Origin of the sequence: Peribacillus kribbensis DSM 17871, from assembly GCF_000430765.1 — a bacterium.
Classification (GTDB): Bacteria; Bacillota; Bacilli; order Bacillales; family DSM-1321; genus Paraperibacillus; species Paraperibacillus kribbensis.
Map to the genome: position 1 here is coordinate 140,361 of NZ_AUMQ01000029.1, position 26,639 is coordinate 166,999.

General features: G+C 44.4%; 31 protein-coding genes. All 31 read right to left on the bottom strand.

What is annotated here, in order from left to right; all coding sequences use genetic code 11:
• Positions 1-56: 56 nt before the first annotated feature.
• A complete protein-coding gene (frr, locus tag H539_RS0104015) occupies positions 57-614 on the bottom strand; it encodes a ribosome recycling factor (protein ID WP_026692460.1) in 558 nt (185 codons plus the stop codon).
• A 3-nt stretch (positions 615-617) separates the two neighbouring features.
• Positions 618-1,340, bottom strand: coding sequence for a UMP kinase (pyrH, locus tag H539_RS0104020; RefSeq protein ID WP_026692461.1), 723 nt, complete (start codon positions 1,338-1,340; stop codon positions 618-620).
• Positions 1,341-1,455: 115 nt separating this feature from the next.
• Positions 1,456-2,340 carry a translation elongation factor Ts gene (gene tsf, locus H539_RS0104025; protein ID WP_026692462.1) on the bottom strand — a complete coding sequence of 295 codons (885 nt, stop codon included), beginning with the start codon at positions 2,338-2,340 and terminating at the stop codon, positions 1,456-1,458.
• A gap of 185 nt (positions 2,341-2,525) precedes the next feature.
• Positions 2,526-3,236, bottom strand: coding sequence for a 30S ribosomal protein S2 (gene rpsB / locus H539_RS0104030; protein WP_026692463.1), 711 nt, complete (start codon positions 3,234-3,236; stop codon positions 2,526-2,528).
• A gap of 158 nt (positions 3,237-3,394) precedes the next feature.
• Positions 3,395-4,027, bottom strand: a complete 633-nt coding sequence (locus H539_RS0104035; protein ID WP_026692464.1) for a hypothetical protein — start codon at positions 4,025-4,027, stop codon at positions 3,395-3,397.
• A gap of 33 nt (positions 4,028-4,060) precedes the next feature.
• Entirely contained in the window at positions 4,061-4,822 is a 762-nt protein-coding gene (locus tag H539_RS0104040) for a FliA/WhiG family RNA polymerase sigma factor (RefSeq protein WP_026692465.1), read from the bottom strand.
• 289 nt (positions 4,823-5,111) lie between these two features.
• The gene (locus tag H539_RS0104045; protein ID WP_026692466.1) at positions 5,112-5,609 is read right to left on the bottom strand and encodes a chemotaxis protein CheD; all 498 of its coding nucleotides are present in this window, start codon (positions 5,607-5,609) and stop codon (positions 5,112-5,114) included.
• Complete coding sequence (locus tag H539_RS0104050) at positions 5,602-6,237, bottom strand: chemotaxis protein CheC (RefSeq protein ID WP_026692467.1); 636 nt, start codon at positions 6,235-6,237, stop codon at positions 5,602-5,604. The genes H539_RS0104045 and H539_RS0104050 overlap by 8 nt, the downstream gene beginning before the upstream one ends.
• A 1-nt stretch (position 6,238) precedes the next feature.
• The gene (locus tag H539_RS0104055) at positions 6,239-6,715 is read right to left on the bottom strand and encodes a chemotaxis protein CheW (protein ID WP_026692468.1); all 477 of its coding nucleotides are present in this window, start codon (positions 6,713-6,715) and stop codon (positions 6,239-6,241) included.
• Between the two features lie 187 nt (positions 6,716-6,902).
• The gene (locus tag H539_RS0104060) at positions 6,903-8,945 is read right to left on the bottom strand and encodes a chemotaxis protein CheA (RefSeq protein ID WP_026692469.1); all 2,043 of its coding nucleotides are present in this window, start codon (positions 8,943-8,945) and stop codon (positions 6,903-6,905) included.
• Between the two features lie 5 nt (positions 8,946-8,950).
• Positions 8,951-10,036, bottom strand: a complete 1,086-nt coding sequence (locus H539_RS0104065; protein ID WP_026692470.1) for a protein-glutamate methylesterase/protein-glutamine glutaminase — start codon at positions 10,034-10,036, stop codon at positions 8,951-8,953.
• 6 nt (positions 10,037-10,042) lie between these two features.
• Complete coding sequence (locus H539_RS0104070; RefSeq protein ID WP_026692471.1) at positions 10,043-10,912, bottom strand: MinD/ParA family protein; 870 nt, start codon at positions 10,910-10,912, stop codon at positions 10,043-10,045.
• Positions 10,905-12,122, bottom strand: coding sequence for a flagellar biosynthesis GTPase FlhF (gene flhF / locus H539_RS0104075; protein WP_026692472.1), 1,218 nt, complete (start codon positions 12,120-12,122; stop codon positions 10,905-10,907). The genes H539_RS0104070 and flhF overlap by 8 nt, the downstream gene beginning before the upstream one ends.
• On the bottom strand, positions 12,119-14,155 hold the full coding sequence (gene flhA / locus H539_RS0104080; protein WP_026692473.1) for a flagellar biosynthesis protein FlhA: 2,037 nt from the start codon (positions 14,153-14,155) through the stop codon (positions 12,119-12,121). Before flhA ends, flhF begins: the two co-directional genes overlap by 4 nt.
• Positions 14,156-14,177: 22 nt before the next feature.
• Positions 14,178-15,254 carry a flagellar biosynthesis protein FlhB gene (gene flhB, locus H539_RS0104085; protein ID WP_026692474.1) on the bottom strand — a complete coding sequence of 359 codons (1,077 nt, stop codon included), beginning with the start codon at positions 15,252-15,254 and terminating at the stop codon, positions 14,178-14,180.
• A gap of 3 nt (positions 15,255-15,257) precedes the next feature.
• Positions 15,258-16,034, bottom strand: a complete 777-nt coding sequence (gene fliR / locus H539_RS0104090; protein ID WP_026692475.1) for a flagellar biosynthetic protein FliR — start codon at positions 16,032-16,034, stop codon at positions 15,258-15,260.
• A gap of 5 nt (positions 16,035-16,039) precedes the next feature.
• On the bottom strand, positions 16,040-16,309 hold the full coding sequence (fliQ, locus tag H539_RS0104095) for a flagellar biosynthesis protein FliQ (protein ID WP_026692476.1): 270 nt from the start codon (positions 16,307-16,309) through the stop codon (positions 16,040-16,042).
• 14 nt (positions 16,310-16,323) lie between these two features.
• Complete coding sequence (gene fliP, locus H539_RS0104100) at positions 16,324-16,989, bottom strand: flagellar type III secretion system pore protein FliP (RefSeq protein ID WP_026692477.1); 666 nt, start codon at positions 16,987-16,989, stop codon at positions 16,324-16,326.
• The gene (locus tag H539_RS0104105; RefSeq protein WP_035321907.1) at positions 16,982-17,623 is read right to left on the bottom strand and encodes a flagellar biosynthetic protein FliO; all 642 of its coding nucleotides are present in this window, start codon (positions 17,621-17,623) and stop codon (positions 16,982-16,984) included. Before H539_RS0104105 ends, fliP begins: the two co-directional genes overlap by 8 nt.
• Before the next feature lie 33 nt (positions 17,624-17,656).
• Complete coding sequence (gene cheY / locus H539_RS0104110) at positions 17,657-18,019, bottom strand: chemotaxis protein CheY (RefSeq protein WP_026692479.1); 363 nt, start codon at positions 18,017-18,019, stop codon at positions 17,657-17,659.
• A 17-nt stretch (positions 18,020-18,036) separates the two neighbouring features.
• The gene (gene fliY, locus H539_RS0104115; protein WP_026692480.1) at positions 18,037-19,227 is read right to left on the bottom strand and encodes a flagellar motor switch phosphatase FliY; all 1,191 of its coding nucleotides are present in this window, start codon (positions 19,225-19,227) and stop codon (positions 18,037-18,039) included.
• Complete coding sequence (fliM, locus tag H539_RS0104120; protein ID WP_026692481.1) at positions 19,214-20,215, bottom strand: flagellar motor switch protein FliM; 1,002 nt, start codon at positions 20,213-20,215, stop codon at positions 19,214-19,216. Before fliM ends, fliY begins: the two co-directional genes overlap by 14 nt.
• A gap of 84 nt (positions 20,216-20,299) precedes the next feature.
• A complete protein-coding gene (fliL, locus tag H539_RS0104125) occupies positions 20,300-20,728 on the bottom strand; it encodes a flagellar basal body-associated protein FliL (RefSeq protein WP_026692482.1) in 429 nt (142 codons plus the stop codon).
• Complete coding sequence (locus tag H539_RS0104130; protein ID WP_026692483.1) at positions 20,718-20,942, bottom strand: flagellar FlbD family protein; 225 nt, start codon at positions 20,940-20,942, stop codon at positions 20,718-20,720. Before H539_RS0104130 ends, fliL begins: the two co-directional genes overlap by 11 nt.
• A 50-nt stretch (positions 20,943-20,992) precedes the next feature.
• Entirely contained in the window at positions 20,993-21,769 is a 777-nt protein-coding gene (gene flgG / locus H539_RS0104135) for a flagellar basal body rod protein FlgG (RefSeq protein WP_026692484.1), read from the bottom strand.
• Positions 21,770-21,839: 70 nt separating this feature from the next.
• Complete coding sequence (locus tag H539_RS0104140; protein ID WP_026692485.1) at positions 21,840-22,226, bottom strand: TIGR02530 family flagellar biosynthesis protein; 387 nt, start codon at positions 22,224-22,226, stop codon at positions 21,840-21,842.
• A gap of 58 nt (positions 22,227-22,284) precedes the next feature.
• Positions 22,285-22,932: a flagellar hook assembly protein FlgD gene (flgD, locus tag H539_RS0104145; protein ID WP_245602123.1), complete on the bottom strand. Its 648-nt coding sequence runs from the start codon at positions 22,930-22,932 to the stop codon at positions 22,285-22,287.
• Positions 22,933-22,938: 6 nt separating this feature from the next.
• On the bottom strand, positions 22,939-24,231 hold the full coding sequence (locus H539_RS0104150) for a flagellar hook-length control protein FliK (RefSeq protein WP_026692487.1): 1,293 nt from the start codon (positions 24,229-24,231) through the stop codon (positions 22,939-22,941).
• 21 nt (positions 24,232-24,252) lie between these two features.
• The gene (locus tag H539_RS0104155; RefSeq protein ID WP_026692488.1) at positions 24,253-24,864 is read right to left on the bottom strand and encodes a MotE family protein; all 612 of its coding nucleotides are present in this window, start codon (positions 24,862-24,864) and stop codon (positions 24,253-24,255) included.
• Between the two features lie 8 nt (positions 24,865-24,872).
• Positions 24,873-25,316, bottom strand: coding sequence for a flagellar export protein FliJ (fliJ, locus tag H539_RS0104160; protein ID WP_026692489.1), 444 nt, complete (start codon positions 25,314-25,316; stop codon positions 24,873-24,875).
• A 1-nt stretch (position 25,317) separates the two neighbouring features.
• Positions 25,318-26,637, bottom strand: a complete 1,320-nt coding sequence (gene fliI, locus H539_RS0104165) for a flagellar protein export ATPase FliI (RefSeq protein ID WP_026692490.1) — start codon at positions 26,635-26,637, stop codon at positions 25,318-25,320.
• Positions 26,638-26,639 lie beyond the last annotated feature (2 nt).

Genomic DNA, 26,639 nt, shown 5'->3' on the forward strand with positions numbered 1-26,639 from the left:
CGGCTAAAAAAAAATCCCCTCTGACAGGGGCAGTTTTTTACTATAATGGATGTAGATTAAACGTCCAGGATTTCTTTTTCTTTATCCTTGGTGATCGTATCAACCTTTGCGATGTAAGAATCCGTTGTTTTTTGGATATCATCGGAATATCTTCTCAGTTCATCCTCTGTGATCTCACCATTCTTCTCTAATTTCTTAAGATCGTCATTGGCATCACGGCGAATATTCCGTACAGCAATTTTCGCTTCCTCTGATTCTTTTCTTACCTGTTTTACAAGCTCTTTACGGCGTTCTTCAGTAAGAGCAGGTATCATCAGTCGAATAACAGAACCATCATTGGTTGGGTTAAGGCCCAGGTCAGACTTAAGGATCGCCTTTTCGATTTCAGAAAGTACTGTTTTGTCATATGGCTGTATCACTAATAAACGTGCTTCTGGGACAGATATTCCCGCAAGCTGGTTCACTGGTGTTGGCGCGCCGTAATAATCAACTGTGATCCGGTCAAGCAGAGCAGCGTTTGCCCTTCCTGCGCGAATGCTGGCAAGTGCACGGCTATAAGCACTGATTGCCTTATCCATTCTTTCTGTTGCATTTGCAGTTACTTGTTTTGGCATTTTTTATTTCCCCCTTACGATTGTTCCGATATTTTCGCCCATAACGGCCCGTTTAATGTTTCCTTTTTCCATAATAGAAAACACGATTAAAGGAATATCGTTATCCATGCATAAAGATGATGCTGTCGAGTCCATCACTGCCAGACCTTCCTTTAGTACATCAAGATAAGAAAGTTCTTCATATTTCACGGCATTTTCATCCTTAAGAGGATCTGCGTTATAGACTCCATCCACATTGTTTTTGGCCATTAGAATCACTTCGGCTTCGATTTCCGCGGCTCTCAGTGCAGCAGTTGTGTCAGTGGAGAAATAAGGATTCCCTGTTCCAGCAGCAAAGATTACTACCCGCTTCTTTTCCAGGTGTCTGATCGCACGTCTTCTAATATAAGGTTCCGCAACTTGTCTCATTTCAATGGATGTTTGGACCCTTGTCTCAATGCCCTGATTTTCAAGACTGTCCTGCAGGGCCAATGAGTTCATTACGGTTGCGAGCATGCCCATGTAATCGGCTGTCGCTCTGTCCATACCCATTTCACTGCCTATTTTGCCGCGCCAGATATTACCTCCGCCGACAACTACCGCTACCTCAACATCAAGCTCGGCGATTTCTTTCACCTGTTCAGATACAGATTTAATCACTTCAGGATCCAGGCCAAAGCCAAGATTTCCTGCTAAAGCCTCACCGCTAAGTTTTAATACGACACGTTTATATTTTGCGCTGCTCATAAAAACCTCCAACTATGTAAAATCTGCTTCTGCTCAGGACTAAACAAAGATTTTAAAAATAGGGAACACGAAGTGTCCCCTATTTTACATCCTCATGCTCTAAAATCCGAGAATATTAGTCCTTTTTAACCTGGCTCATTACTTCTTCAGCAAAGTTATCCTGGCGTTTTTCAATTCCTTCTCCAACCTCATAACGGACGAAGCTTGCAATTTTTCCGCCTTTAGACTCAACAAATGCTCCCACTTTTACATCCGGGTTTTTAACGAAGGTCTGGTCATTAACACAGATTTCTTCATAGAATTTATTGATGCGGCCTTCAACCATTTTTTGAACGATTTTTTCAGGCTTGCCTTCATTAAGCGCCTGCTCAGTAAGTACCTTGCGCTCACGCTCAATCTCATCAGAAGTTACCTGGTCGCGTGAAACATAAAGAGGTCTTAATGCAGCGATGTGCATAGAAACATCTTTTGCTGCTGCTTCATCTGTAGTTCCTTCAAGAACGGTAAGAACACCAATGCGTCCTCCCATGTGAAGGTATGCACCAAATGCATCAGCATCTGTTTTAGTTTTCACTTCATAGCGGCGAAGAGTCAATTTCTCACCGATTTTAGCAATTGCAGCATTAATATGCTCAGCAACTGTTGAACCGTTGTCCATTGTCTGTTCAAGTGCTTCTTCAACTGAAGCAGGTTTTTTTGCAAGAAGATGGGAAGCAAGTTCCTTGACAAGAACCTGGAAGCCTTCGTTCTTCGCAACGAAATCTGTTTCAGAGTTAACTTCAAGGATTACCGCTTCGTTTCCTTCAGTCAGGATATAAGTAGAACCTTCAGCCGCGATGCGGTCAGCTTTCTTAGCTGCGCTCGCAATGCCTTTTTCACGAAGGAAATCGATCGCTGCCTCCATGTCGCCATTTGTTTCAGTTAATGCTTTTTTGCAGTCCATCATGCCTGCACCTGTTTTTTCACGAAGTTCTTTAACCATTTGAGCAGTTACTGCCATTTGTAAAACTCCTCCTTAAATAGTGGTATGTAGCTAATGATGTCCCTTTGATAGTGTTTTCGAAATCAGGTATTTTAACAAGAAGGCAAAAAAATTTTTCCATCTTTAAAAAGAAATCGGAAACAGGGTCTGTTCTTAAAAAAAGGTGATAAAAGGCCTTATCCTCTTATCACCTTTTGCTGAAATTAAGCAGTTGTTGTTTCTGTTTGCTCTTCGCTTTGTTTAACTTCTAAAATAGCGTCTGCCATTTTACCAGTCAGAAGCTTAACTGCACGGATTGCATCATCGTTTGCAGGGATTACATAGTCGATTTCATCAGGATCGCAGTTTGTATCAACGATACCAACAAGCGGGATGTTCAACTTATGAGCTTCTGCAACTGCAATACGCTCTTTGCGAGGGTCAATGATGAAGATTGCATCAGGGATACCCTTCATATCTTTAATACCGCCTAAGAATTTTTCAAGGCGATCCCATTCTTTTTTAAGCTGGATAACTTCTTTTTTAGGAAGCACTTCAAATGTACCGTCTTGTTCCATCTTTTCGATTTGCTTAAGACGAGTAATACGTTTTTGAATTGTTTCGAAGTTTGTTAATGTACCACCTAACCAACGTTGGTTAACATAGTACATACCTGCGCGTGCAGCTTCTTCTTTAACAGATTCTTGTGCTTGTTTTTTAGTACCTACAAAAAGGATCGTTCCGCCGTTTGCTGCAACTTCTCTTACGAAGTTGTAAGCTTCTTCTACCTTCTTAACTGTTTTTTGCAGGTCAATGATGTAGATGCCGTTACGCTCAGTGAAGATATATTTCTTCATTTTTGGGTTCCAGCGGCGAGTCTGGTGACCGAAATGTACACCAGCTTCAAGTAATTGCTTCATAGAAATTACTGACATGTGATTATTCCTCCTAATGGTTTTTGTTTTCCTCCGTTCCAATCATCTCCGGACAACAACTGATAGATCAGCACCATGTGTCCGAATCCCTGAACGTGTGTATTAACACCGTTGACTAATATAGCATACTAAAAGCTTTGAATCAAGCGTTTTATTCTTTACCCGCGAAATTTTAATAAAAGTTCGATTTCCGTCTTACCCTTATTGAGCTTTTGGGCAATCTGTCCATATGTAAGGCCTGCCTGCTTTAATGCTCTTGCTTCCTTGAGAAGGGCCTCGACATAAACATCCCCGCTGTCTTTATACTCCTCGATCCTGCTGTTAAGCTCTGCTTCAAAGGCCTTTGGCTTCGGTTCGGAATGGGGGAGACCACCCGGTGCTTGTTTGGAGAGCTCCACTATATCTTTTTGGATGAGATCTGGAAGAGGGATACCGCCTTCTTGTCCGGCCTCATTTACCGCAGGCTGATAGGCAGTGATTGCTTTGCTCTTCTTTCTTTGATTCCCCTTTTGAAGAGGTTTATCTGCAGCCTGAGGAACGCTTCGGAGTTCCCTTTTGGCTTTTTGTACATGGCCATTTCCTGAGGGAGATTTCAATTTGGAAAGCAAAACCTCATTTTCTTCTTTCATCTCCTGTGCAAAGGAGGTGAGAATATCTTCGATTTCCCTTACTGAATTTTTTTGTTTTTTCTCCATGGAAAGAATCTTATTCTGCCTGGTATATAAGATGACGATGCCTAATATGGCAGCTATATTTAAAACAAAACTAATGAATAGTAAAAAAATGGTCATGGGACAATTCCCCTTTTAAGTGTGCCTTCACCGCTACATTGCTTTTGACAGGGAAGTCCTTAATTTGAAAATAGCTTTTGAATGGATCTGAGATATTCTTGAGGTAGACAGTTCCATGATCTGGCCGATTTCGGTCAATGTCATTTCTTCCTTGTAAAAAAGCTGCAATACGAGCTGCTCTTTTTCGCTTAGCTCTGATATTTCCTTCGCAAGGTCACCGTATAATTCTTGTTTTACGATCTGCTCTTCCGGAAGAACCGCTTTCTCGTCTTTAAAAACGAGCTTTCCGTCTTTTTCTTCATGCTCTTTGTGAGTTTCATCCATTGAAAGGACATTGGAAAAAAAGTTCTCATTGATAGCAGCCGAAACTTCATCTTCCGTTAGATTAAGCTCCCGGGCAATCTCACCGGCAGAAACCGCCCGCATGTACTTTTGCTCAAGTTTTTCCACGGCGGCTTCAATTTTTTTAGTTCTTTCCCTTGTGCTTCTGGGCAGCCAGTCTTCTTTCCGCAGCCCATCTATTATGGCACCTCTTATCCGGAAAGAGGCATAGGTATCGAATTTCAAATCCCTGTTGGGGTCAAAGCGTTCTAAAGCATCAAATAAACCAACCATGCCAAGGCTTCTCAGATCATCCCTGCTGACACTCTTAGGCAGTGTGGCAGAAATTCTCTGTACATGGTAGGAAACCAGGGGCATGTATTTTTTCACAAGAGTGTCACCGGCTTCCGGATCGCGGCTCTCTGACCACCTTCTCCATTGCAGCTGCTCTTCTCCACTAGTCAATTGAGACATCGTACTCCTCCTCATGCGGCCGCATACTTCTATTTTTCAGATTCATAATCACCGCTGGTATAAAGCAGGTCACTAGACTGAAAAAAAGGCCCCTTGGTGTTGTTATAGTTACTTCATTTATCTAAATAGATGGACGAGCGTCCTCCTATAAACATCTGTTTCTATTAAAAACTAGGTACAAAGACCGTCTTTTTGCAGTTTTCATCGCTGCTTAGGCAATTATACCAGCTGATTACTACGAGAATAAGAGGAAAAACCGTTAAAAAACTAGGAAAATAGCCATGTTTTATTATAAATCGATAGAACCCTTGTTAACCGTCCGGACATTCAGCAACCAGCTGCCCGTATCGAATTCGATTGTCCGGCCGCTGTTTCCTCCTGTATCCTCCGCAATAAGGGGGACTCTTAATCTTTCTAGCTCCAATTTTACAGCCTCTATATTCCTCGGTCCGATCCTCATGGAATCGCTGGGATTGGTAAATTTGAACATCTGGGCGCCGCCGGCTATTTTTGCTCTTATATTTATAGAGGAAGCCCCTTGTCCCATAAGACGGCTGAGCAGCTCCTTCAAAGCCGTGTCCGCGTACTTGGCAAGGTTAAGTTCCCTCCCCCGTGCCATCCGTGAGTCAGGCAGCATGATATGTGCCATGCCTGCAAGACTGCTTGAGGCATCGTATAGAACCACGCCGACGCAGGAGCCAAGGCCTGCAGTCCTTAATGAATCCGGCGTTTCCGTAATCTTCAGATCCGCTATCCCTACTTTAATTATCTGTTTGACCTCACTCACTCTGGTATACTCCCAAAGAATGAAAGATTGCCTGAAATGAACCTGGATCAGGAACCAGGAAAAAGCATCCATTTATACGGGTGCCGGGAGTCATCTCATCCTCAACAAGCTCCGTGTTAATGACAATGGCAAAGTCGCTGACCTGGGATGTCTCAATTAACCCTGGGCTGATCACCGCACCCGCCATGTCAATGGACATGTAGGGAACAGAAGGATACAGGCAGAGGGAAGTAAAATCAGACAGGGCTGACAGATAGGATCCTGCCATAATATTGCCCAGCTCTCTAAGGGCACTCTCAGCGATCTCCGAATATCGGACTGGAGCAGCCCCCTCTTCCCCTGTCAGCTGATAGATGAACCTATCAGCCTGTTCAAGGGGGAGCAGGAAAAACATGCTCCCCGGCACCTCTCCTTCAAGTCTAAAAAAAATGCTGACCACCACATTTTCGGCTCCACCCGCCATGTCCATCATTTCATCAAATGAAACAAGGCTGACATCAGGCACCTTCATATCGATTTTTTTATTTAACAGCTTTGAAAGGGCCGTGGCGGCATTACCGGCGCCAATATTTCCTATTTCTCTTAATATATCAAGATGAAAGGCGGTGATTCTGTCGTAGAACTCCATTTCAGCTCTTTCCTTGGTTATCTTTTAAATCTTCAGGATTAAGGATGTTTTCCAGGTTTAATAGAATCAGTAGCCTTTTATCCAGCTTAGCTATTCCCTGGATAAAATCTGCTTCGATTGTTCCTACTACCTCCGGCTGAGGACCGAACCATTCCTTTTTAATATCCAGTACATCGTTGGCCGCATCAACTATTAACCCTACTTCCTCTTCATTGGAAAACGCGATGATCATTCTTGTACTTTCCGTAAATTCCTCTTCATCCAAATTAAATCTGGTGCGGAGGTCAATGATTGGCGTGACGACACCACGCAGGTTGATGACTCCTTTTACAAAAGCGGCGGTTCCAGGCACCCTTGTAATATGCTGGACCTTTTCAATGGACTTTACTTCCTGAACAGGCAGGGCGTATTCCTTATCACCATGCTGAAAAACGATGACTTTGACGGCTTCTGCATTCAGTACACTTTCTTCAGACATTTAATCACTCCTAAATCAGGTTACGGCAAATTTTTAAAACATTTGTCGTAAACTTTATTATTTCGGAACAAAGAGGTTGATTTCCGCTCCAGGATGCTCGCTTCAATCAACCTGTTTAACAATGGAATTGCTTCATAAAACCCTAAAAAGCACAATCTTTTAGAAAAGAGCATTTAACAAAGACACATTATTTAATTAATGCATTGCAATCAACAATCAAGGCTACCTGCCCATCCCCAAGAATAGTGGCACCTGAAATAGCAAACACAGAATTCAAGTAGCTGCCAAGGGGTTTCAGCACAACCTCCTGCTGTCCGATAAATTGATCCACTACCAGGCCTGCCATTTTGCTTCCTTTCCTAACGATGACCAGTGAGAAGTATTCGCTCTCCTCTTCCTCTCCTGGAACATCAAAGATATCCTTCAGGAATACGAGCGGGACCACCTTTCCTCGGAAATCGATGACCTTCTGGTTATGTGCCTGCAGGATTTCAGACCTTTTCACAATCGCTGTTTCTATAATAGATGAAATCGGAATAGCATATTTTTCTTCACTGATATGGACGAGCATGACCGAAATGATCGATAGAGTAAGAGGAAGCTGTATCGAAAAGATGGAGCCGCTTCCCTCCACTGAATCGATCGAAACCGCACCGCCAAGGGATTCTATTGTATTCCGGACAACATCAAGCCCGACTCCCCGGCCCGAAATATCCGAAATTTGCTCAGCGGTGGAAAACCCTGATGCGAAAATCAGCTCATACGCCTGTTTTGGCGATAAGGAGGCTCCGGCCTGTTCTGTTAGAATTCCTTTTGAAATGGCTTTGCGAATGAGCTTTTCCGCATTCATTCCTGCTCCATCATCCTGAATTTCAATAAATACATGATTTCCGCTATGGTAGGCTTTCAGCGTTACATGGCCTTCTTCTTCTTTCCCGTTTCCTCTGCGTACTTCCGGAGTTTCTATCCCATGGTCCAGGGCATTCCGCAGCAGGTGGACAAGGGGATCGCCGATTTCATCAATGACCGTTCTGTCCAGCTCGGTTTCCGCCCCGATGATTTCAAGATTGATTTTTTTGTTTAGGTCTCTTGCCAGCTGTCTTACCATTTTCGGGAACCTGTTAAATACCGTGTCTACAGGCACCATCCTCATGTTTAGGATGATATTCTGCAAATCGCTTGAAATCCTTGTCATCCGCTCAACTGTTTCATTAAGCTCCTGGTTATTTAGATCCCTTGATATCTGCTCAAGCCGCCCTCTGTCGATGACAAGCTCTTCAAATAAATTCATCAGAACATCAAGGCGTTCGATATTGACACGGATGGTTTTCGAGCTGGCTGTTTTTTTCGTGTTTCCCTGTTTTTTTTCATTCTCTGCTGCTTTTGGCTTAATTTCCACTGCCTGTGCCTGCTCTTCCGGCTCTTCTTTTCCGCCAGGCACCTCATTTTGAGTCTCCTCCCGGCTGAATTGGATGGATTTACAAACCACAGATTCTATTTCAGATACCTTTAATACTTTATTTTTTATGTCCTCTGCTGAGTCTTTGGAAATCAGGGAGACCGTAAATTTGTTGTCAAATTGCTCTTCTTCAAGGAGCTCCACAGAAGGATTTGACTTAATAATTTCCCCGCATTTTTCAAGAATTTCAAACACCATAAAGACACGGACGGCTTTCAGTAAACAATCATTCCTTACTGAAACAGTTACTTCATAACAATTATATCCTTGTTCTTTCGACTGCTTTAGAACCGTGAGCTCGAAGTCATCATATGTATACTGACCCGTGTCTTCTTCTGCTTCAGCGGCGGCCGAGGCAGAAACCTCAGCTTCCGTCCTTAATGCCGGATCTTCACCTGTTTCAATCCTGTGAAGCATCCCGACAATCTCAGTTACATCTCTTTGCCCGCTCCCTCCTTGTTCGATCGAGGAAACCATCGCCTCAAGAGCATCAACCGCCTGAAAGACAACGTCAAGAAGCTCCGTGGAAACCGAAGTGTTGCCATTCCTGATATTATCAAGAACATTTTCCATTTTGTGAGTTAAATTGGCAAGGTCTTCATAGCCCATAGTCGCTGACATTCCTTTTAATGTATGGGCTGACCGGAAAATATTATTAACGATTGATACATCTTCAGGATTTTTTTCCAGCAGGAGAAGCTGTTCACTGCAGCTTTGAAGATGCTCCTTGCTTTCTTCAATAAAAACCTCAAGATATTGGCTCATATCCATTATTCCTACACATCCTTCACTGCCTGGATCAATGCCAGGGCTATGTCATTTACATGTTCAACACGATCCACACATTTAGTCGCAATGGCAGCTTTCGGCATCCCGAATACAACTGCCGATTCAGATGACTCTGCTATGGCCCGTACACTGCCGCTCTTTTTCATCGCAATGAGGCCCTTCGCCCCATCGCTTCCCATTCCAGTCATAACAACAGCCACTTTATGATGGTCTGTCTGTTCGGACAGGGATTCAAACAGAACATCTACTGATGGTCTGTGGCCTGTCCTCGTTTCGCCTTCATCGAGTATGACAGCCAGTTTTCTTCCGGCTTTTTTTACTTTCATATGAAATCCACCGGGAGCAATATAAGCGATCCCTTTCCGGATGATTTCCCCGTTTTCTGCTTCCTTTACCGTGATCCTGCATAACGAATCCAGCCTGGCTGCCAGTGAACCTGTAAAGCCTTTCGGCATATGCTGGACAATCAAAATCGGTGTTTCAAAATCACCCGGCAGTTTGGCAAGCACTCTTTGGAGGGCCCCGGGACCGCCGGTGGATGTTCCTATACAAACAATCTTCCTTGCTCCGGATGACGGATTCACAGCCGGATTGGCCGTAAATTCAGCTGCAGACAGGTGAGATTTCCCTGCAGCCTCAGGCTGGAATTCTTGTTTGCATAATATCCTTATGTTTGCCTGGCTGGCGGCTGCAATTTTCTCCAGCAGCAGGCCTTTAACTTTGGAAATGTCCAGGGAAATGGATCCGGAAGGCTTCGGCACAAAATCAAATGCCCCCTTGGCAATCGCTGTCAATGTGTTGTCTGCTCCCTCTTTTGTTGTGCTTGAAAGCATGATGCAGGGAACAGGATGTTTTGCCATGATGTGTTCCAGGGCGCTCAGACCATCCATAATAGGCATTTCTACATCAAGCGTAATCACATCCGGACTGACTTTCTCCAGCTTGTCGAGTGCATCCCTGCCATTCCTGGCCGTCCCAGCCACTTCCATCCTCTCGTCTTCGCTTATCATTTCGGAAATGAACTTCCTCATAAACGCTGAATCGTCCACTACAAGAACTTTTATTTTTTCCATATCAGCCTACCTCTTAAAAACGATTTGCTTGAGCCTCCCCATGAAGCCTGCCTTCATGGGAATAAGATCCTGCTTATCATCAATTCTCTTCAAATATTTATCGAGGACCGCTCCCAGGGCAGCTGATATCTTCGCATGCGGCCTGGTTAGAATAAATGGCGCCTGCTCCATAACTGCTCTTGTTACCGCCCGGTCTTCGGGAAGGACCCCAAGAATTCCAATATCCTTCTGAAGGAACTGCTGTATTACCTGCTGAAGCCTTTTTACTGTGTTCATTCCCTCTTTATCAGAGACCGCTTTGTTGCAGATCAAATAAAAGGGCAGATCCTGTTTTTGCAGGGTCAGGTATTTAATGGCCGCATACGCATCTGTTACAGAAGTCGGTTCCGGTGTTGTAATGACAAACACTTCATCTGCCGAAAGGATAAAAGGGACGGTGTCCTCAGAAATGCCGGCCCCCATATCAAAAATAATGTATTGGTAGGTTTCAACTATCCCTTCAAACTCGCTGAAAAACCGCGATACCTTATCAGTATCCAGCTGAAAGATCCGGGACAAACCTGTACCGCCGGCGATATAGGAAATGCCCGAGGGTCCCTTGGAAATAACATCAACAATGGATAAGCCTTCTTCAAAAAAACTGACAATATTCTTTGCAGAGGTATTGCCCATTAGAATATCAATGTTCCCCATGCCGATATCCATATCAAACAGAAGAACACTCTTGCCTTTTTGAGCTAAGGAGATGGCAAAATTCAAAGAAAAATTGGATTTTCCTACTCCGCCTTTCCCGCTGATCACTCCTATTGCCTTTGTCTCTTTCCTCGCCCTCAAACTCTCTACCTTCAGCCTTAAATTTTGTGCCTGATCACTCATGCCAGTGTTCTCCAATTATCTGTTTAATGATTTCCGGAGGTTCAGCCTTCACCATATCATCCGGTACATTCTGCCCTGTTGTCAGGAAGGCCGTCCCAAGCTGATACTTCATCATCAGGTTCAGGATCGCGCCGCGGCTTGATGTCTCATCAGCTTTGGTGAATATGAAGTGGTCGATGGGTACCGATGAAAATTGCATGCAGATTTCCTCCATGTCCTTCTCTTTAGAAGCAAGAGATAATACCAGGAATGTTTCAAGATCTTCATGAAAATCAATGACCTCCTGTAAACTCAGGATAAACTCCCGGCTGCGGTAGTTCCGTCCTGCAGTATCTACCAGAATGTGGTCGTAATCCTGAAATCTCTGAGAGGCCCGTCTGAAGTCCTCCATATTGTAGGCGACCTCAACAGGTACCCCCAAAATCTGCGCATAGGTTTTCAGCTGTTCAATTGCCCCGATCCGATAAGTATCGGCTGTTATAAATGCTATTTTTTTGTTCTTCCTCATCATTAGATCGGAGGCCATCTTTGCAAGAGTTGTCGTCTTTCCGACCCCGGTTGGTCCTACTACATTAATGAATTTTTTTGTAAAGCTTTGCTTATGGAATGGCTCACCAGAAACAGCCTGCTCTAATTCCGTAGAAGCCCAGGAAAATACTTCATTCATGCCGGCCGACTTCGGTCCTTGATACCACTTTTCCATAAGCCTGCCTGCCACCCTGCTGCGCAGTCCTTCCCCAATTCCCTTATCCTTAAGGAAGCCGTCCATTCTGCGGATAGGAAGAGGAAGATTTCCGCCTGCTTCCAGCTGATCTGAATCCATTTCTTTAAGCATTTGCTTAAGGCTTTCAAGCTCGGCAAGAATTTCCTTTGGGCCACCGCTGTCTGCACCTGCTTCAGGGCTGCCTTGCCCTGTTTCGGCTGCAGCTCTTGTCCCGCTTCCAGCATGCACAGGGGGGGGGTCCTGCTGAAGGAAAGGATTTTCAACTATAATCCTGTCCTCTTCAACAGAGCTTTTTACAAGTGATGCAGCCTGAGGCTTAGAATCGATCGCTGCAAGAACTTCAAAATTCCTTTTTTTGAAGAGTCCCAAAAACCCTCCTGAATGGGTGACTTTTGAATTTAGAATGACTGCGTCATTTCCAAGCTCATTTTTGATTTGTTCCATGGCCTGAGTCATGGTCGGAGTTATATATTTTTTTATCTTCAATCAACATTCACCACCCCTACACTTTGTACTTCCACATTCGCCTCTAATTCGTTATACGATAAAATGGGAACCTGCGGGAAATACCTTTCAGTCATCTGCCTGATATACATCCTGACCGCAGGCGAGCATAGGATGACCGGAGACTGGTCGATCAAGGAAGCTTCTTCAAGCTGCCTTGCGATTGATTCTAATATCATCTGTGATTCATTCGGATCCATTGAAAGGTAATTTCCATGCTCTGTCTGCTGAACCCCTTCTGCCACAAGTTTTTCAACACGCCCTGATAAAGTGATGACCTTCATGCTCTCCCCTCCAGAGGAAAACTGGGAAGTAATCTGTCTGGCCAGAGCCTGCCTGACATATTCAGTAAGGAGATCGGTATCGGTGGAAAGTCGTCCGAAATCGGCCAGTGTTTCAAAAATAACCGGAAGATTCCGAATGGATACCTTTTCTTTCAGCAGCTTCGCCAATACCTTTTGTATTTCCCCAATCGAAAGCGGATTCGGTGTCACCTCATCCACCAATATTGGCGAGCTTTCTTTTAGATGATCGATCAGCTGCTTGGTCTCCTGCCTTCCCAAAAGCTCGTGGGCATTCGCTTTGATAACTTCTGTCAAATGTGTGGACACTACGCTTGGAGGATCAACAACTGTATATCCCATCATCTCGGCATGTTCCTTCATTTCCTCGGAAATCCACTTGGCGGGAAGCCCGAATGAAGGTTCCACTGTATCTATCCCCTCAATTGAATCATCCTCAATCCCAGGGCTCATGGCGAGATAATGATCGAGGAGAAGCTCACCCCGGGCCATTTCATTTCCTTTGATTTTCAGCCGGTATTCATTGGGATTCAGCTGAATATTATCTCTTATGCGGACAACAGGTATGACCAGGCCAAGCTCTATGGCAAGCTGCCTTCTGATCATGACGATCCGATCCAGCAGGTCTCCTCCCTGATTGGCATCCGCCAGCGGAATCAGTCCATAGCCAAATTCAAATTCAACCGGATCGACACTTAATAGGCTGACCACACTTTCAGGGCTCTTCATTTCGTCTGTTTCGATTTCTTCCTCCATCTCCTGGATTTCCTCCAGTTTGACTTTAGGCTTGCGGTTGGTTAAATATCCGCCTAAAATCAACGCTCCTCCAACCGGCAATGTTACCAAATCATTGATTGGCGTCACTAGACCCAAAAGGATGATGGCTCCCCCCGCCACAAACAGCATAGGAGGAAAGGCGAGCAGCTGGGTGCTGATGTCTGTACCCAGATTTCCATCTGAAGCTGCCCTTGTCACCACAATCCCTGTTGCGGTTGAGATCAGCAGGGCAGGTATCTGGCTCACAATGCCATCTCCGACAGATAGAAGGGAGAAATGCTGCGCAGCATCCGATAAGCTTAAGCCCTGCTGCATCATGCCAATGACGATGCCCACAATTAGATTGATCAGCACAATGATGATGCCTGCTATGGCATCTCCCTTGACAAATTTGCTGGCTCCATCCATTGCTCCATAGAAATCAGCTTCTCTTCCTACCTTTTCCCTTCTCTCCCTTGCTTCCTTTTCAGAAATCATGCCGGCATTCAAATCCGCGTCAATGCTCATCTGCTTTCCAGGCATGGCATCCAGTGTAAATCTGGCCGCTACCTCTGAAACACGTTCTGCCCCTTTGGTGATGACAACAAACTGTATAATGATCAGAATTAAGAATACAACCAGTCCAACTATAATATTTCCGCCGACTACGAATGTTCCAAATGTTTCTACAACCCCACCCCCATTGCCGGTGCTTAAAATGGATCGGGTTGTAGAAACATTCAGCCCTAATCTAAATAAAGTCAATAGCAATAAGAGAGAGGGAAATATGGAAAACTGCAGCGGCTCCTGCATATTCATGGAAGTCAACAGAACCAGGAGCGCCAGAGATATATTGATTATGATCAACACGCTCAAAAGCCATGTGGGAAAAGGAATAATCAACATAGCCACAATTAATATAACACTTAGCAGAACCGATAAATCTCTTGCTGACATACTATCTCTCCTATCAAAAGGCTTACATCCTGCCTTTTAATTTGTATACAAACGCTAATATTTCTGCAACGGCCTTAAAGAACTCCTCCGGAATCGCCTGTCCTATTTCACAGCCATCATACAGGGCCCTGGCGAGCGGCCTATTTTCCACCATTGCGATATCATTCTCACCCGCTACCGCCTTGATCTTCTGGGCAAGGAAATCCACTCCCTTTGCCACCACATAAGGAGCATCGCTTTTTTGATCGTCGTACTTCAGGGCAATGGCAAAATGGGTAGGATTCGTAATGACTACATCGGCTTTAGGAACCTCCTGCATCATCCTCTGCATGGCCATTTCCCTCTGCCTCTGCTTCATTTTTGATTTGATAAGCGGATCGCCTTCCATATTTTTATATTCATCCTTAATATCCTGCTTGGACATCTTAATGCTTTTTTCAAAGTCGAATTTTTGGTACATATAATCCAATGCAGCCAGGAACAACAAGGCTCCTGATGCGTACAGTCCCACACTCAGAGTGACCTTTGCCAATGAGACAAGCGCCGCCCCTGATGATTTTTGGGTCAGAAGCATAATTTCAGGAAGCTTTCTCCAGATTACGATGAATGTGACGATTCCTACAAATGAGATTTTTAGGATCGATTTCAAAAGCTCGACAATCGCTCTCATAGAGACGATCCTTTTAAATCCGCTGATCGGATTCAGTTTCTCAAGCTTAAACTGTATGGCTTCTGTGGAAAACATAATCCCTACCTGGGCATAATTCGCGGTGGCTGCCGCTATAAAGGCGGTCCCAAGGACAGGTGCAATAATGAACGCCATCTCTTTTAAAACGGTGATAAACAGTCCCTGAATATTCTGCTGTTGAAGATTAATGGTTTTAAAGTCTGTAAGATTCATGGTGAAAAGGGCCATCATCCTCTCCAGCATGGATGGCCCTGTGATAAGGAGGAGAAGGAATACCGCCAGCATCACAACAGCGGTATTAATATCCTGACTCTTTGCCACCTGCCCTTTTTTTCTGGCATCCTGCCTTTTCTTAGGGGTTGCCTTTTCCGTTTTTTCGCCTGCGAAAAATTGCAAATCAAGCCGAAGCATCTCTTAAGTTCCTCCCATCCAATGCATCAATCCCCTCATGGCTAAAAGGCTGAAATCAAATAGGCTGCGCACACTCATCAGCATCGAGCCAAAGACCAGCACCAAAATGACAAAGCCCGCGATAACTTTTACTGGCATTCCCACCACAAAAATATTTAACTGCGGAACTGTTCTTGCCACAATGCCGAGCCCTACATCCACTAGAAAGAGACTGCCTACCACCGGCAGGGACATTTGAAGGGCAATAATGAATGTTTTATTGAACGCTTCCGCCAGATACATAATAAAATTTTGGTTTCCCATGGGAAGGAAGGCCTTATCGATTGGGACGGTCTGGTAGCTGTAAAAAATCCCATCCAGCAGCAGATGATGTCCATTGGTTGCGAGCAGAAACAAGAGAGCAATCATATATACATACTGTCCCATCAAAGGACTTTGTGTCCCGTTCTGGGGATCGATGACATTGGCCATGGTAAAGCCCATCTGAAAATCTATGAAACCGCCTGCCATCTGGACTGCAGCTATAATCATATAGCCTGTGAATCCAAGGATCAGTCCTACCATCGCTTCCTTGATAATCAATAAAAAATAAAGGCCGTCAATATCCATAGGCGGAGCTTTGATGGTGTAATACATGATCCAGGCGAGAAAGAAGCTCAAACCGATCTTATGGGTCATCGGGATCGTCCGGTAAGAAAAGACTGGGCTCACAACAAAAAACGAGCTCACTCTGACCAGCACTAACAAAAAAACAGCGAATTTAGGCAAGAGTTCTTCCATAGTATCTATCCGATGAACCTTGTAAGATTAGAAAATATTTCAGTAGTGTAAGAAAGCATATGACTCAGCATCCAGGGTCCAAAAAACACGAGACCGATCAAGACAGCCACAATTTTCGGGACAAATGACAGCGTCTGCTCCTGTATTTGGGTCGCAGCCTGGAAGATACTGATGAGCAGGCCCACCACAAGAGATAGCAAAAGAAGCGGCCCGCAGACCAGAAGCACTGTCATAATCCCTTTTTCAGCAATAGATATAACAAATTCCGAATTCATTGTTTCCCTCCGCTTTAATAGCTCTGCAGCAAGGATTTGACAACCAGATACCAGCCGTCCACCAGCACAAAAAGCAAGATTTTAAATGGCAGTGAAATCATGACTGGGGGAAGCATCATCATCCCCATTGACATCAGCACACTTGAAACAATCATATCAATCACCAAAAAAGGGATGAAAATCATGAATCCTATTTGAAAGGCCGTTTTTATTTCACTGATTGCAAAAGCCGGCACAAGAGCTGTGATGGGAATATCCTTGATCGATTTGGGACGGTCCATTTTGGCGTATGTTAAAAATAGATCCAGATCCTTCTGCCGCGTATGCGCGCTCATAAATTCCTTAAATGGCACGGATGCCCTGTCATAGGCTTCATCCAATTTAATTTTGTCATTGAATAGCGGGGTAAGCGCCTGCTTATTCACTTCCTGGAAAGTCGGTGCCATGATAAAAAAGGTTAAAAACAGCGCAAGGCCCACAAGCACCTGATTGGGGGGCATCTGCTGGGTACCGAGTGATGTCCTAACAAAGCTGAGTACTATGATGATCCTCGTAAAGCAGGTCATCAGGATCAAGATGCTTGGTGCGAGCGACAGGACTGTAAGCAGCAAGAGCATCTTAACAGAAGTGGAGACGTTGTCCGGAGCAGCATTGCTAAACATATTCATGACTTCATTCATCTTCTGCTCCGCCCTTCTTTTCCACATTCTCAGCAATTTTTCTTCTGGATTTCGATATCTCCTCCAGCTGCTTCTTCAGCTGGCCAGTAAAGGATTCATTTGCTGTCCCGCCATTTCTTCTCTTTATCCATTTGGAAAAAACATCAGTAGGCTGCATCATTCCTTCAAGCCTGCCCTCATGCTCTTTCAGGAGAAGGCTGTACTCCTCTTCATTATCAATCTCCTTCAAAAGCTGGATGGTATCCCCTACGCCCACTACAAGAATAGAGTTTCCAACCTTGACAAGCTGAATGGATTTACTGCCGCCGAGTGCAGTTCCGCCAAGATTCTGAAGAACTCCTGCCTTTTGAAATCCACGATTTTTCTTTGTAATAAACCTCAGCATAAAATAAAGAAGTGCAACTACAAAAATAGTTGCAAATATCATTCTAAGAAAATCCCAAAACGTGAAGCCCCCTGAGCTGCTTTCTTTCAAAGAGGAAGAATCATCGGCCCCTTTCGTGCTGCTTTGTTTAGCCTTTTGGGGATGATCATACCAATCCTTGACGCTTTTATCCGTTTCAGCGGCATGAGCATAGCTTCCATGGAAGATAACAAATGTCAGCAAAAGCAAGATGCCAATAACCTGTTTCATACGCAAAATCTTACACCCTCTTAGTTGTCATTCTTAGCTTAGTGTCTTGTTGATGGCTTCGAGCACTCGGTCTGCCTGGAATGGCTTAACGATAAAGTCCTTGGCTCCAGCCTGGATGGCATCGATGACCATCGCCTGCTGCCCCATTGCTGAACACATGATGATTTTTGCCCCTGGGCTGAAACTCTTAATCTCTTTAAGAGCCGTGATGCCGTCCATTTCAGGCATTGTGATATCCATGGTTACAAGATCGGGCTGAAGCTCTTTGAATTTCTCGATAGCCAGCTGGCCGTTCTCGGCCTCACCCACTACTTCAAACCCATTTTTAGTTAAAATGTCTTTAATCATCATTCTCATGAAAGCTGCATCGTCCACAATTAAAATTCTATGTGCCATTTTTTATTCCCCCAAATTTAACGTAATTTTTTTATCCTATCTGTCTGGCTTATTATATCTGTGATCCTCACTCCGAAATTCTCGTCGATGACAACCACTTCTCCCTTGGCGATCAAGCGGCTATTAACCAGTACATCCACTGGTTCTCCCGCCAGCTTGTCCAATTCAATAATCGATCCTGAAGATATTTCCAACAATTCTTTCACAGATCTCTTGGTCCTTCCCAGTTCAACTGTAACTTGAAGAGGTATGTCCAGCAAAATATCGAGGTTGCCAGATTCCTTTTCCTGCCCCTGGTGAGAGGTAAAGGCTGCAAAGCTTGCTGGCTGCACATTGACCTGTGCTGCGGACGGACCTGAAGATTGTCCCATGTGCTGGGCTGCGTGGGCTGGACGGACAGGTACTGCCTGCTCCTCCTGCGTGCTTCTGCTGCTTTGCGTGTATACCGGCTCCTCTTCCCGAGCTGGGTCCTTGATGTCCGGAACAATTTCCTCTACCGTTCCGCTAGTAGAATCCACCGATGTATCCTCTGGATTCAGCAGGTCATTGACAAGACTTTTTGCAAAGGTTAAAGGCAGGAGCTGCATAATATTCGAATCTATCAGACTTCCAACTTTCAATCGGAATGAGATTCTTGCAAGCATGTCCTCTTTCGGAAGGACATTTTCTCCAGACCCCTCCTTTAGATTCATTAGATCGATACTAGGAGGTGATATATCTACTTTTTTATTAAAAATGGTGGACATGGAGGTTGCAGCGGAGCCCATCATTTGATTCATTGCTTCCTGAACTGCACTCAGGTGTATTTCGTTCAGCTCTTCAGAAGGTTTTGTTCCATCACCGCCAAGCATCAAGTCTGCAATGATAGCAGCATCACTTTGTTTTATAACAAGGAGATTCAATCCTGTAAAACCGATCGTATAATGGACCTGGATTGCCACATACGGTGTTGGAAACTCTTTTTCAAGCTGTGCTATAGGTACTACATCCACAGATGGAGTCGTGATATCCACCTTTTGGTTAAGCAAGGTGGATAGCGCGGTCGCGGAGCTTCCAAAGGATATATTTCCTATCTCCCCTAATGCATCTCTTTCCATTGAAGTAAAATAATCTTCAGCACCTTCTATTGCCGGCTCCTCTGCCGATTCGGAAGACCCCCGAAGCAGGGCATCTATCTCATCCTGCGAGAGCATTTCACCACTTACCATCTTCGTCTCTCCCCTCAATTTGTTCAAGAATCTGAACAGCCATTCTCTTGTTTGATTTCCCAGGCTGGGCTGTATATTTAGGAACTTCCCCGATCTTTACCAATAAGGGAGCATTTATCTGCTGATTCAGTTCAATTACATCTCCAATGTCCAGGTTTAAAAAATCCTGGACGGTTATGTCTGTGCTTCCAAGCTCGGCTGAAAACTGTACTTCCGCTTTTTTTATCCGGCTTTCCAGCACTTCTATTTCCTGCGGCAAAGGCTCCTTCTTAGCAGTCTGCATCCAATAATGCACCGATAGCTTAGGGATAATCGGCTCAAGGACTACATGAGGAATGCATATATTGATCATGCCGCTTGTCTCGCCGATAACTGTATTTAAAGATATAACTACAACCGTTTCATTTGGCGAAACCATCTGCAGGAATTGCGGGTTTACTTCGAATCCAGAAAAAACAGGTTCGATTTCCGCAATCGTCGACCAGGGTTCCTGAATAAGCTCAAAGGCATTTTCAAACAAATTGGACATAATTTTTGTTTCAATTTCTGTGAGAGTATCTACTTTGTTTACACTCACACCCCTGCCACCAAGGACACGGTCGAGCATGGCATAGGCTATATTAGGATTAACCTCCATTAAGATACTGCCATCAAGAGGAGGAACCTCAAAAACATTCATGATCGTCATTTTAGGTATTGACCTGATAAATTCCTCATATGGAATCTGGTCAGTAGAGGCCACATTAATCTGTACGAGGGTTCTTAGCTGGGCAGAAAAATAGGTAGTTAACACCCTGGAAAAATTTTCATGGATCCTGGTGAGGTTCCTGATCTGATCTTTCGAAAACCTCAGTGCTCTCTTAAAATCATACACTCTGACTTTTCTTTCTGAGTCTTCCTTTTTCAGCTCTTCTGCATCCATCTCTCCTGTTGAAATTGCTGAAAGCAGTGCGTCTATCTCGCTTTGAGATAATATTTCACCTGACAAAATCCTTCACCTCTCCTTTCTACGCCTAATACGGCTTCTGTGGCAGGACTCCATTAAAAGCTGTCAGCCCTCCCCTGCCGTCTATTATTGAAGGATAGAAGAGGTAATATATACTTTAACGATTTTTCCATCCTGCATAACCTGGTTGATTTGGCTTTTTAACAGTTCCTCAAGCTTCTCCTTGCCGTTTTTTCCTTTTAAATCATCCGCCTTCATTTCAGATAACTGTGTAATGATTATGTTTTTCACCTGGAAATTCCGCTTATCCAGCTCTTCTTTTGCATCCTTGCTGTCTGTCTGTATCGTAAATGCTATACGGATAAAATCACCGCTGGCTAAATTGGTGGTAATCTCCGGTATGTCGGATGAAGCTTTGACAATCTGATCAATATTAGGCTGTGCATGAGCTTTATCATTCCCTGTGAATTTCATAACTACCACTAGTGCTATCCCCCCGACCAGTGCGATCGACAGCAGCACAATCAGCATAATAGATACCAATTTATTCTTCATTGTAAATCCCCCCTTTACCAGCAGCTGCTCCTAGAATATTAATAGAGCGGTAGAATTGCTGAATCGCCTGAACTACCGCATATTCCGGCTCTGCTACGATATATTTTTTTCCATTGAATAAAGTGATCGTTGTATCGGGATGAGAATCCACAGTTTCGATATAAATGGCATTCAAATGAAACTTTTTACCGTTCAGTTTTGTAACGTTTATCAATGGTTTTAGAGAGCTGAAGGAGTCACCTCTTCAGCCCATCCCTCCTTACACTATCGTTTTAGATTGACAAGCTCCTGAAGGATTTCGTCAGAGGTTGTAATGATTTTTGAATTGGCCTGGAATCCACGCTGTGCCGTGATCATCTCTGTGAATTCCTCTGACAGGTCCACATTGGACATTTCAAGGAGGCCGGATTGGATGTTTCCAATTCCGCCTGCTCCTGCAAATCCGGTAGCAGCTGTTCCAGAGTTGCTTGTTGGCTTAAATAAATTGCTACCTGTTTTTGCCAATCCTCCGGGGTTGGCAAACTTGGCAAGTTGTATTTGTCCTGCAGACGCTTGCGCACCATTGTTTAAATAGGATACTTTTCCATCCGGGCTAATAGAGATATCCGAAGCAGTAGTAGGAATTGTAGTTACCCCTGCGACAGGTAATCCATCACTATTAACTAACATGCCACTACTGTCCAGATAAAAATTACCTGCCCGAGTGTAACTAAGATCTGAACCGCTTCCTACAACAAAATACCCGTCTCCAGAAATCGCTAAATCAAGCGTTCTTCCGGTATTTTGAAGTGATCCCTGAGTATCAATAGTGTCAATAGCTGCAACTTGAGACCCAAGACCTACCTGTCTTGCATTGGTTCCACCTCTAGTAGCAGTTGGAGCACCCGCGCCTGCTATGGTCTGACTCATCATATCCTTAAAAATAACCCGGCCCTTTTTAAATCCGTAAGTATTTACGTTTGCAATATTATTTCCTATTACATCTAACTTGTTTTGGAAGTTCTTCATTCCGCTGATCCCGGAATACATTGATCTAAGCATGTAAAATATCCCCTTTCGTTACGGCTGCTTCGTTCGGTCCGCAGCCCGGCTCTCCTACATGAGGTCCAGCCTATTCCATTACAATGGTTCCATTTATATTGGTAAAGATATGGGCGCTTGCTTCCGCCCGGTCCATGGCTGTAATTACAGTGCTATTTTTTGCGCTTACTATCAGGGCTGCATTTTTTAACAATACAAGCGAATCCTGTACTCCCATTTTTTTTGCCTCATAAACCTTTTCCTCAAGCTTCCCCCAAATTTGCGGATCAATTTGTATTTTTCTTTGCTGAAGCCGTTCCTGTGCATGCCTGCTGATCGTCAAAGCTGTCGGACTTTGGTTCAGGACTGAATTAAGCTGCTGTGAAAAGCTTGTCCCGTTTCTGCCGGGAGGTGCAGCAATTTTTTTAGGAATGGGCAAGGGAGCACTGGAAATCGTCCTGAAATTAACTTTTTCCATGATAGGCTGCTCCTTTTTTTGCTAAAAGCATCTTTGCCGGTATTAAGCCGATATGCCTTTAGGAAATTTTTATGAACTGCTTGGAATTGATCCAAGTGGAATCCGGATCATTCATCTCAAAAAGAGCCGCTCCATCTTTTAAAGCGACCGATTTAACAACCGCTGTTAATTCTTCATTATTATCGTTCTTCCAGGTTACTGTTTTTCCAATCAGCGAGCTTGCCTGCATGAGGGAATTGCCTTCTAGTCCTGCAGATTGTGCATTGACTTGAGAGATATTGCCAGGTTCGAGCTTTGTACCGTCCTCAAGGGTAAATTCGACTGTGTCATTTTTGAATTGGACGGACACAATTTTGCCTTCTCCCTGCTGAACCTGCTGGGATGTACCTTGCTCTTCTGAGTCAAGGATCTTATGCCAGGTGACATCCTTCCCTACAAACTGGTTATAGGCGATTAAGGAATTTTGCTGCTGGGAGCTCACAAATTTATCCATTGTCTTGCCGAGATTTGTAATTTGCTCAAGTGTTGAAAAGGTGGCCATCTGCGCAATAAAGTCCTTATCCTCAAGTGGATTCATCGGATCCTGGTTTTGAAGCTGTGTCATCAGGATTTTTAAGAAATCATCCTTTCCAAGGTTATCTCCGCTGGCCTGCCTTTGCTGCTGTTGATACGTGCTTAAAAGCAAGGGGGATTGAATTTTGTCCATCAGTTGTTATACCTCCATATTCATTAAGGCATCTTCAAAGGTTTCATCAAAGCCTTGGTTTTCCTCCTGTTTTTTCTTCTGAGGCTGCTGTCTTTCCCGCTGTTCTGGCTGATCCTGGTGCAGGAATCTTTCGCTGCTGAACTGGCTGAACTGCTGGGATACCTCTATACGGTCAACAGGAATGTTCTGGGCTGCAAATGCATGCTTCAACCCATTGATATGGGCTTCAAGTGTATCCTTAGCCTGGCTGGTTGATGCTATAATTTTCGCCGCTACCATGGAATCCTTCTGAATGATTTCAATTCTTAGGGAACCCAGATGCTCTGGATTAAGCTTGATAAACAACTTTTGAATTCCCTTGTCATTGGTTATATGCGCCTTGGCCAGAATGTTTTCAAACTGTTTAATAAACTTATCCTGGTCCGCTCTCTGTGTGCTGGGATCCTGACTCAAAGCAAGCATTTCCAGCTTAGGGAGGGGTGTGTTCAACGAAACGGGCTGAGTACCTAATTCCAGGTTGTTCTTTTTCGTCATCTTGCTGTCTGGATCAGCACTTTCTCCAGCTTGCAATCTAGCATATGCGTCTTTGGCAATTTGTGCTGAATTGTATATGCTCTGCTGAAAAGGATTGGCAGGGACGCTCTTGTCCAGGGAGGTGTTATCACTGCCTGGCTTTGATTGAGTCACTCCGGCCTGAACTTTTTCTGCAATAATGCCCAGGAATTCCTTAAGCTTTTGGAATCCAGCTGTCTGTTCTTTCGTCAAATCCTTAAATTCAGAGCCTAAACTCAGAAGCTTCACGGTCTTTACCACCTGGCTGAAATCTGATAAATCCAGTTTGCTGATGTCTTTTATATCCAGTTTTGTAATCGGAAGAATCAGAGATATAAGCTGTAAAACATCCACAGATTGGATTTCTTCTTTCTCCTCTTTAGAAGTAATGCCTAATTGCTCCCCCAGGGAAACAGCTGAATCATGAAAAGTCTTTCCTTCTTTGCTCTTTACAGCTTCTAAAAGGCCGGCCAGTGAGGATTCACCCAAAATCAATTGTTTAGCTAATGATTGGCCATCTTCCCATTCCGTCATGCTCTCGAGATTCAGCATACTTAATACATCGGCAAGCTGCTCGAGCTGTGAAGAGTTAAGCAGCTCAGAATTTTCCATTGATGCTTTACTTTTTGTGATGGAAGCAATTACAGAACCGAACTTCTGGCTGTTTCCAATATCCATTTTCGCAGAAATACCAACACCAGGAACACTCGCAGTCACTGGCAAAGCTGTTGCTATGGCAGAGGTCATACTTCTTCACCTCCTTTCAGATTAATTTCCCGCCACATCCTGCTGTACCGGCTGGGCAGTTAGCTTTTCTGTCAGGCTTGCCGCTTTTGCAGGATCCATTTTCTGTAGAATCGCTGCCACGGTATCAGAGGTAACACTAGATAGGATTTTTACGGCTTCTTCATCACTTAATTTAGAAAGGATAGGCGCTGCCTTGCCGGGAGACATCGTTTCATAGGTTGCAACAATTTCCTTAAATGACCGTTTATTTTCTTCTGAACTCTGTTTCAGCTCATTGATTTCCTTTTGGAGATTCTGGTTATCCATGTCTTTCTCATTGATGGTCTTATCCCTGCTGTCAATGATACTCTCAAGCTGTGAAATCTTTGCTTTTTCTGATTTAATGGAACTCTGCAGGCTTGAAATCTTGTTTTCATACATTTTAAGATCCGGCTTGTCTCCGGTCTTATCCGATTTAGAAATCCAAGGGATTTTTGGCGCATGCTCCTGGATCGCCTGGCCGACATTTACACCGGCAACCTTCAAAATGACAAAAACAAAAATGAGAGCAACAATGAGAGGTATAACAATAACAAACAGAAACCACTGCAGCCTGCTGTGTCTTTTTTCTTCTAATTCAAGTTCTTTATCCATCTCTTCACCTATAGTCCCCTGCTCATATACTGCTGGATGGATATTTCATCCATCTGCCTGTTTTCGAGCAGGTTGATGTGTCCCATGAATCTTGTGTACTCTTTCTCTTTTATCTTTTCATACTTCTTCACTTCAAGATTTGATTCCATCAGCTTTTCCTGATAAAGATTCACCTTCTGTCTGGCGATCATGACCGCTTTCTGGCTGTGGCTGATCAGCTTTTCAAGATTATCCATAAAAAGTCCCTGGTGCCTGATATGCTGGACAGACAATCCAGATTTCAATTTTTCCTCCTGAAATGCTTGAAGATCTTCCTTTTTCTTTAAGAGTTTATATAACTTTTCTGCCGCTTCCTCGAATTGTTTCAAACATGAGCTGTACTGTGCGTAAGCTTCATCTTTTTCTTTTTCCTTAATGGAGAGGATCTTCTCGAACTTATACTGATATTGCACGTTATTCACCGCTTTCCATCAACTGCATCAGCCCAAATACACTTTCATCCTTTGTCGTCTTCTCTTTTGTGCTCTGTTTCAAAAATGCGATAATTTCCGGATACTTTTTTATGGCCTCATCTATTTCCCTGGATGACCCCTTCTTGTATGCCCCGATATTGATCAGGTCCTCGGATTCCATATAAGTCGCCAGAAGATCCCGCATTCTTTCCGCATTTTTGATATGACTGTCCTCTGAAATGTGGTTCATGATCCTTGAGATGCTTTTCAACACATTGATAGCGGGATACTGTCCTTTGTTAGCCAGACTGCGGTCCAGGACAAAGTGACCGTCCAGGATTCCGCGTACCGTATCCGCTATGGGTTCATTCATATCATCGCCGTCCACAAGCACGGTATAAAAAGCCGTGATAGAACCATGTATATTCGTGCCGGTCCGCTCCAGGAGCCTTGGCAGGATGCTGAAGACAGATGGGGTATACCCCTTGGTTGTTGGCGGCTCTCCCACCGCAAGGCCGACTTCGCGCTGCGCCATGGCCACCCTTGTTACCGAATCCATCATGAGCATGACATTCATCCCTTTGTCCCTGAAATACTCGGCGATTGCCGTGGCTGTAAAGGCGCCTTTGATCCTCATCAGGGCAGGCTGGTCGGAAGTCGCCACAATCACAATGGAACGGCTGAGCCCCTCCGGCCCAAGATCCCTCTCAATGAATTCCCTCACCTCACGGCCGCGCTCCCCTATAAGGCCGATCACATTTAAGTCTGCCTTTGTATTCCGGGCAACCATCCCGAGCAGCGTGCTTTTCCCCACGCCGCTTCCCGCAAAAATCCCAACCCTTTGACCTCTTCCCACTGTAAGGAGAGAATCAATCATCCTGACACCCACATCGATGCTCTCAGTAATGGGCGGCCTTTCCATCGGATTCGGAGGATCTTGTTCAGTCGGTACGGCTGTAAGCCCTTTGGGCAACAGGGATCCATCCAGAGGATTTCCCAGTGAATCGATGGCTTTTCCGATAAGCTCCGGTCCCACCTTAATCTCAAGAGGCCTGGAGGTGGTTTCAACCAGACTGCCGGGTGAAATTTCACTGACTGCCGTATAGGGCATCAAAATGACCGCTTCATTTTTAAACCCGACCACCTCCGCACGGATCAGCTTTTTTTTGCCTTTCGTTCCGGTATGGATATAACAAACATCGCCTACTGAACTCTCCGGCCCCTGGGATTCAATCATGATTCCAACGACCCGTTTAACGCGTCCATAATGCTTAAACGTATTCAGCTCTTCAATTTTTAAAAGCAGATCTTCCGCTTTCACAG

Coding starts and splice junctions, on each gene's coding strand:
- frr (WP_026692460.1), bottom strand. CDS start 614: ATGCCAAAACAAGTAACTGCAAATGCAACAGAAAGAATGGATAAGGCA.
- pyrH (WP_026692461.1), bottom strand. CDS start 1,340: ATGAGCAGCGCAAAATATAAACGTGTCGTATTAAAACTTAGCGGTGAG.
- tsf (WP_026692462.1), bottom strand. CDS start 2,340: ATGGCAGTAACTGCTCAAATGGTTAAAGAACTTCGTGAAAAAACAGGT.
- rpsB (WP_026692463.1), bottom strand. CDS start 3,236: ATGTCAGTAATTTCTATGAAGCAATTACTTGAAGCTGGTGTACATTTC.
- H539_RS0104035 (WP_026692464.1), bottom strand. CDS start 4,027: ATGACCATTTTTTTACTATTCATTAGTTTTGTTTTAAATATAGCTGCC.
- H539_RS0104040 (WP_026692465.1), bottom strand. CDS start 4,822: ATGTCTCAATTGACTAGTGGAGAAGAGCAGCTGCAATGGAGAAGGTGG.
- H539_RS0104050 (WP_026692467.1), bottom strand. CDS start 6,237: ATGGAGTTCTACGACAGAATCACCGCCTTTCATCTTGATATATTAAGA.
- H539_RS0104055 (WP_026692468.1), bottom strand. CDS start 6,715: ATGTCTGAAGAAAGTGTACTGAATGCAGAAGCCGTCAAAGTCATCGTT.
- H539_RS0104060 (WP_026692469.1), bottom strand. CDS start 8,945: ATGGATATGAGCCAATATCTTGAGGTTTTTATTGAAGAAAGCAAGGAG.
- H539_RS0104065 (WP_026692470.1), bottom strand. CDS start 10,036: ATGGAAAAAATAAAAGTTCTTGTAGTGGACGATTCAGCGTTTATGAGG.
- H539_RS0104070 (WP_026692471.1), bottom strand. CDS start 10,912: ATGAGTGATCAGGCACAAAATTTAAGGCTGAAGGTAGAGAGTTTGAGG.
- flhA (WP_026692473.1), bottom strand. CDS start 14,155: ATGTCAGCAAGAGATTTATCGGTTCTGCTAAGTGTTATATTAATTGTG.
- flhB (WP_026692474.1), bottom strand. CDS start 15,254: ATGCTTCGGCTTGATTTGCAATTTTTCGCAGGCGAAAAAACGGAAAAG.
- fliR (WP_026692475.1), bottom strand. CDS start 16,034: ATGGAAGAACTCTTGCCTAAATTCGCTGTTTTTTTGTTAGTGCTGGTC.
- fliQ (WP_026692476.1), bottom strand. CDS start 16,309: ATGAATTCGGAATTTGTTATATCTATTGCTGAAAAAGGGATTATGACA.
- fliP (WP_026692477.1), bottom strand. CDS start 16,989: ATGAATGAAGTCATGAATATGTTTAGCAATGCTGCTCCGGACAACGTC.
- H539_RS0104105 (WP_035321907.1), bottom strand. CDS start 17,623: ATGAAACAGGTTATTGGCATCTTGCTTTTGCTGACATTTGTTATCTTC.
- cheY (WP_026692479.1), bottom strand. CDS start 18,019: ATGGCACATAGAATTTTAATTGTGGACGATGCAGCTTTCATGAGAATG.
- fliY (WP_026692480.1), bottom strand. CDS start 19,227: ATGGTAAGTGGTGAAATGCTCTCGCAGGATGAGATAGATGCCCTGCTT.
- fliL (WP_026692482.1), bottom strand. CDS start 20,728: ATGAAGAATAAATTGGTATCTATTATGCTGATTGTGCTGCTGTCGATC.
- flgG (WP_026692484.1), bottom strand. CDS start 21,769: ATGCTTAGATCAATGTATTCCGGGATCAGCGGAATGAAGAACTTCCAA.
- H539_RS0104140 (WP_026692485.1), bottom strand. CDS start 22,226: ATGGAAAAAGTTAATTTCAGGACGATTTCCAGTGCTCCCTTGCCCATT.
- flgD (WP_245602123.1), bottom strand. CDS start 22,932: ATGGACAAAATTCAATCCCCCTTGCTTTTAAGCACGTATCAACAGCAG.
- H539_RS0104150 (WP_026692487.1), bottom strand. CDS start 24,231: ATGACCTCTGCCATAGCAACAGCTTTGCCAGTGACTGCGAGTGTTCCT.
- H539_RS0104155 (WP_026692488.1), bottom strand. CDS start 24,864: ATGGATAAAGAACTTGAATTAGAAGAAAAAAGACACAGCAGGCTGCAG.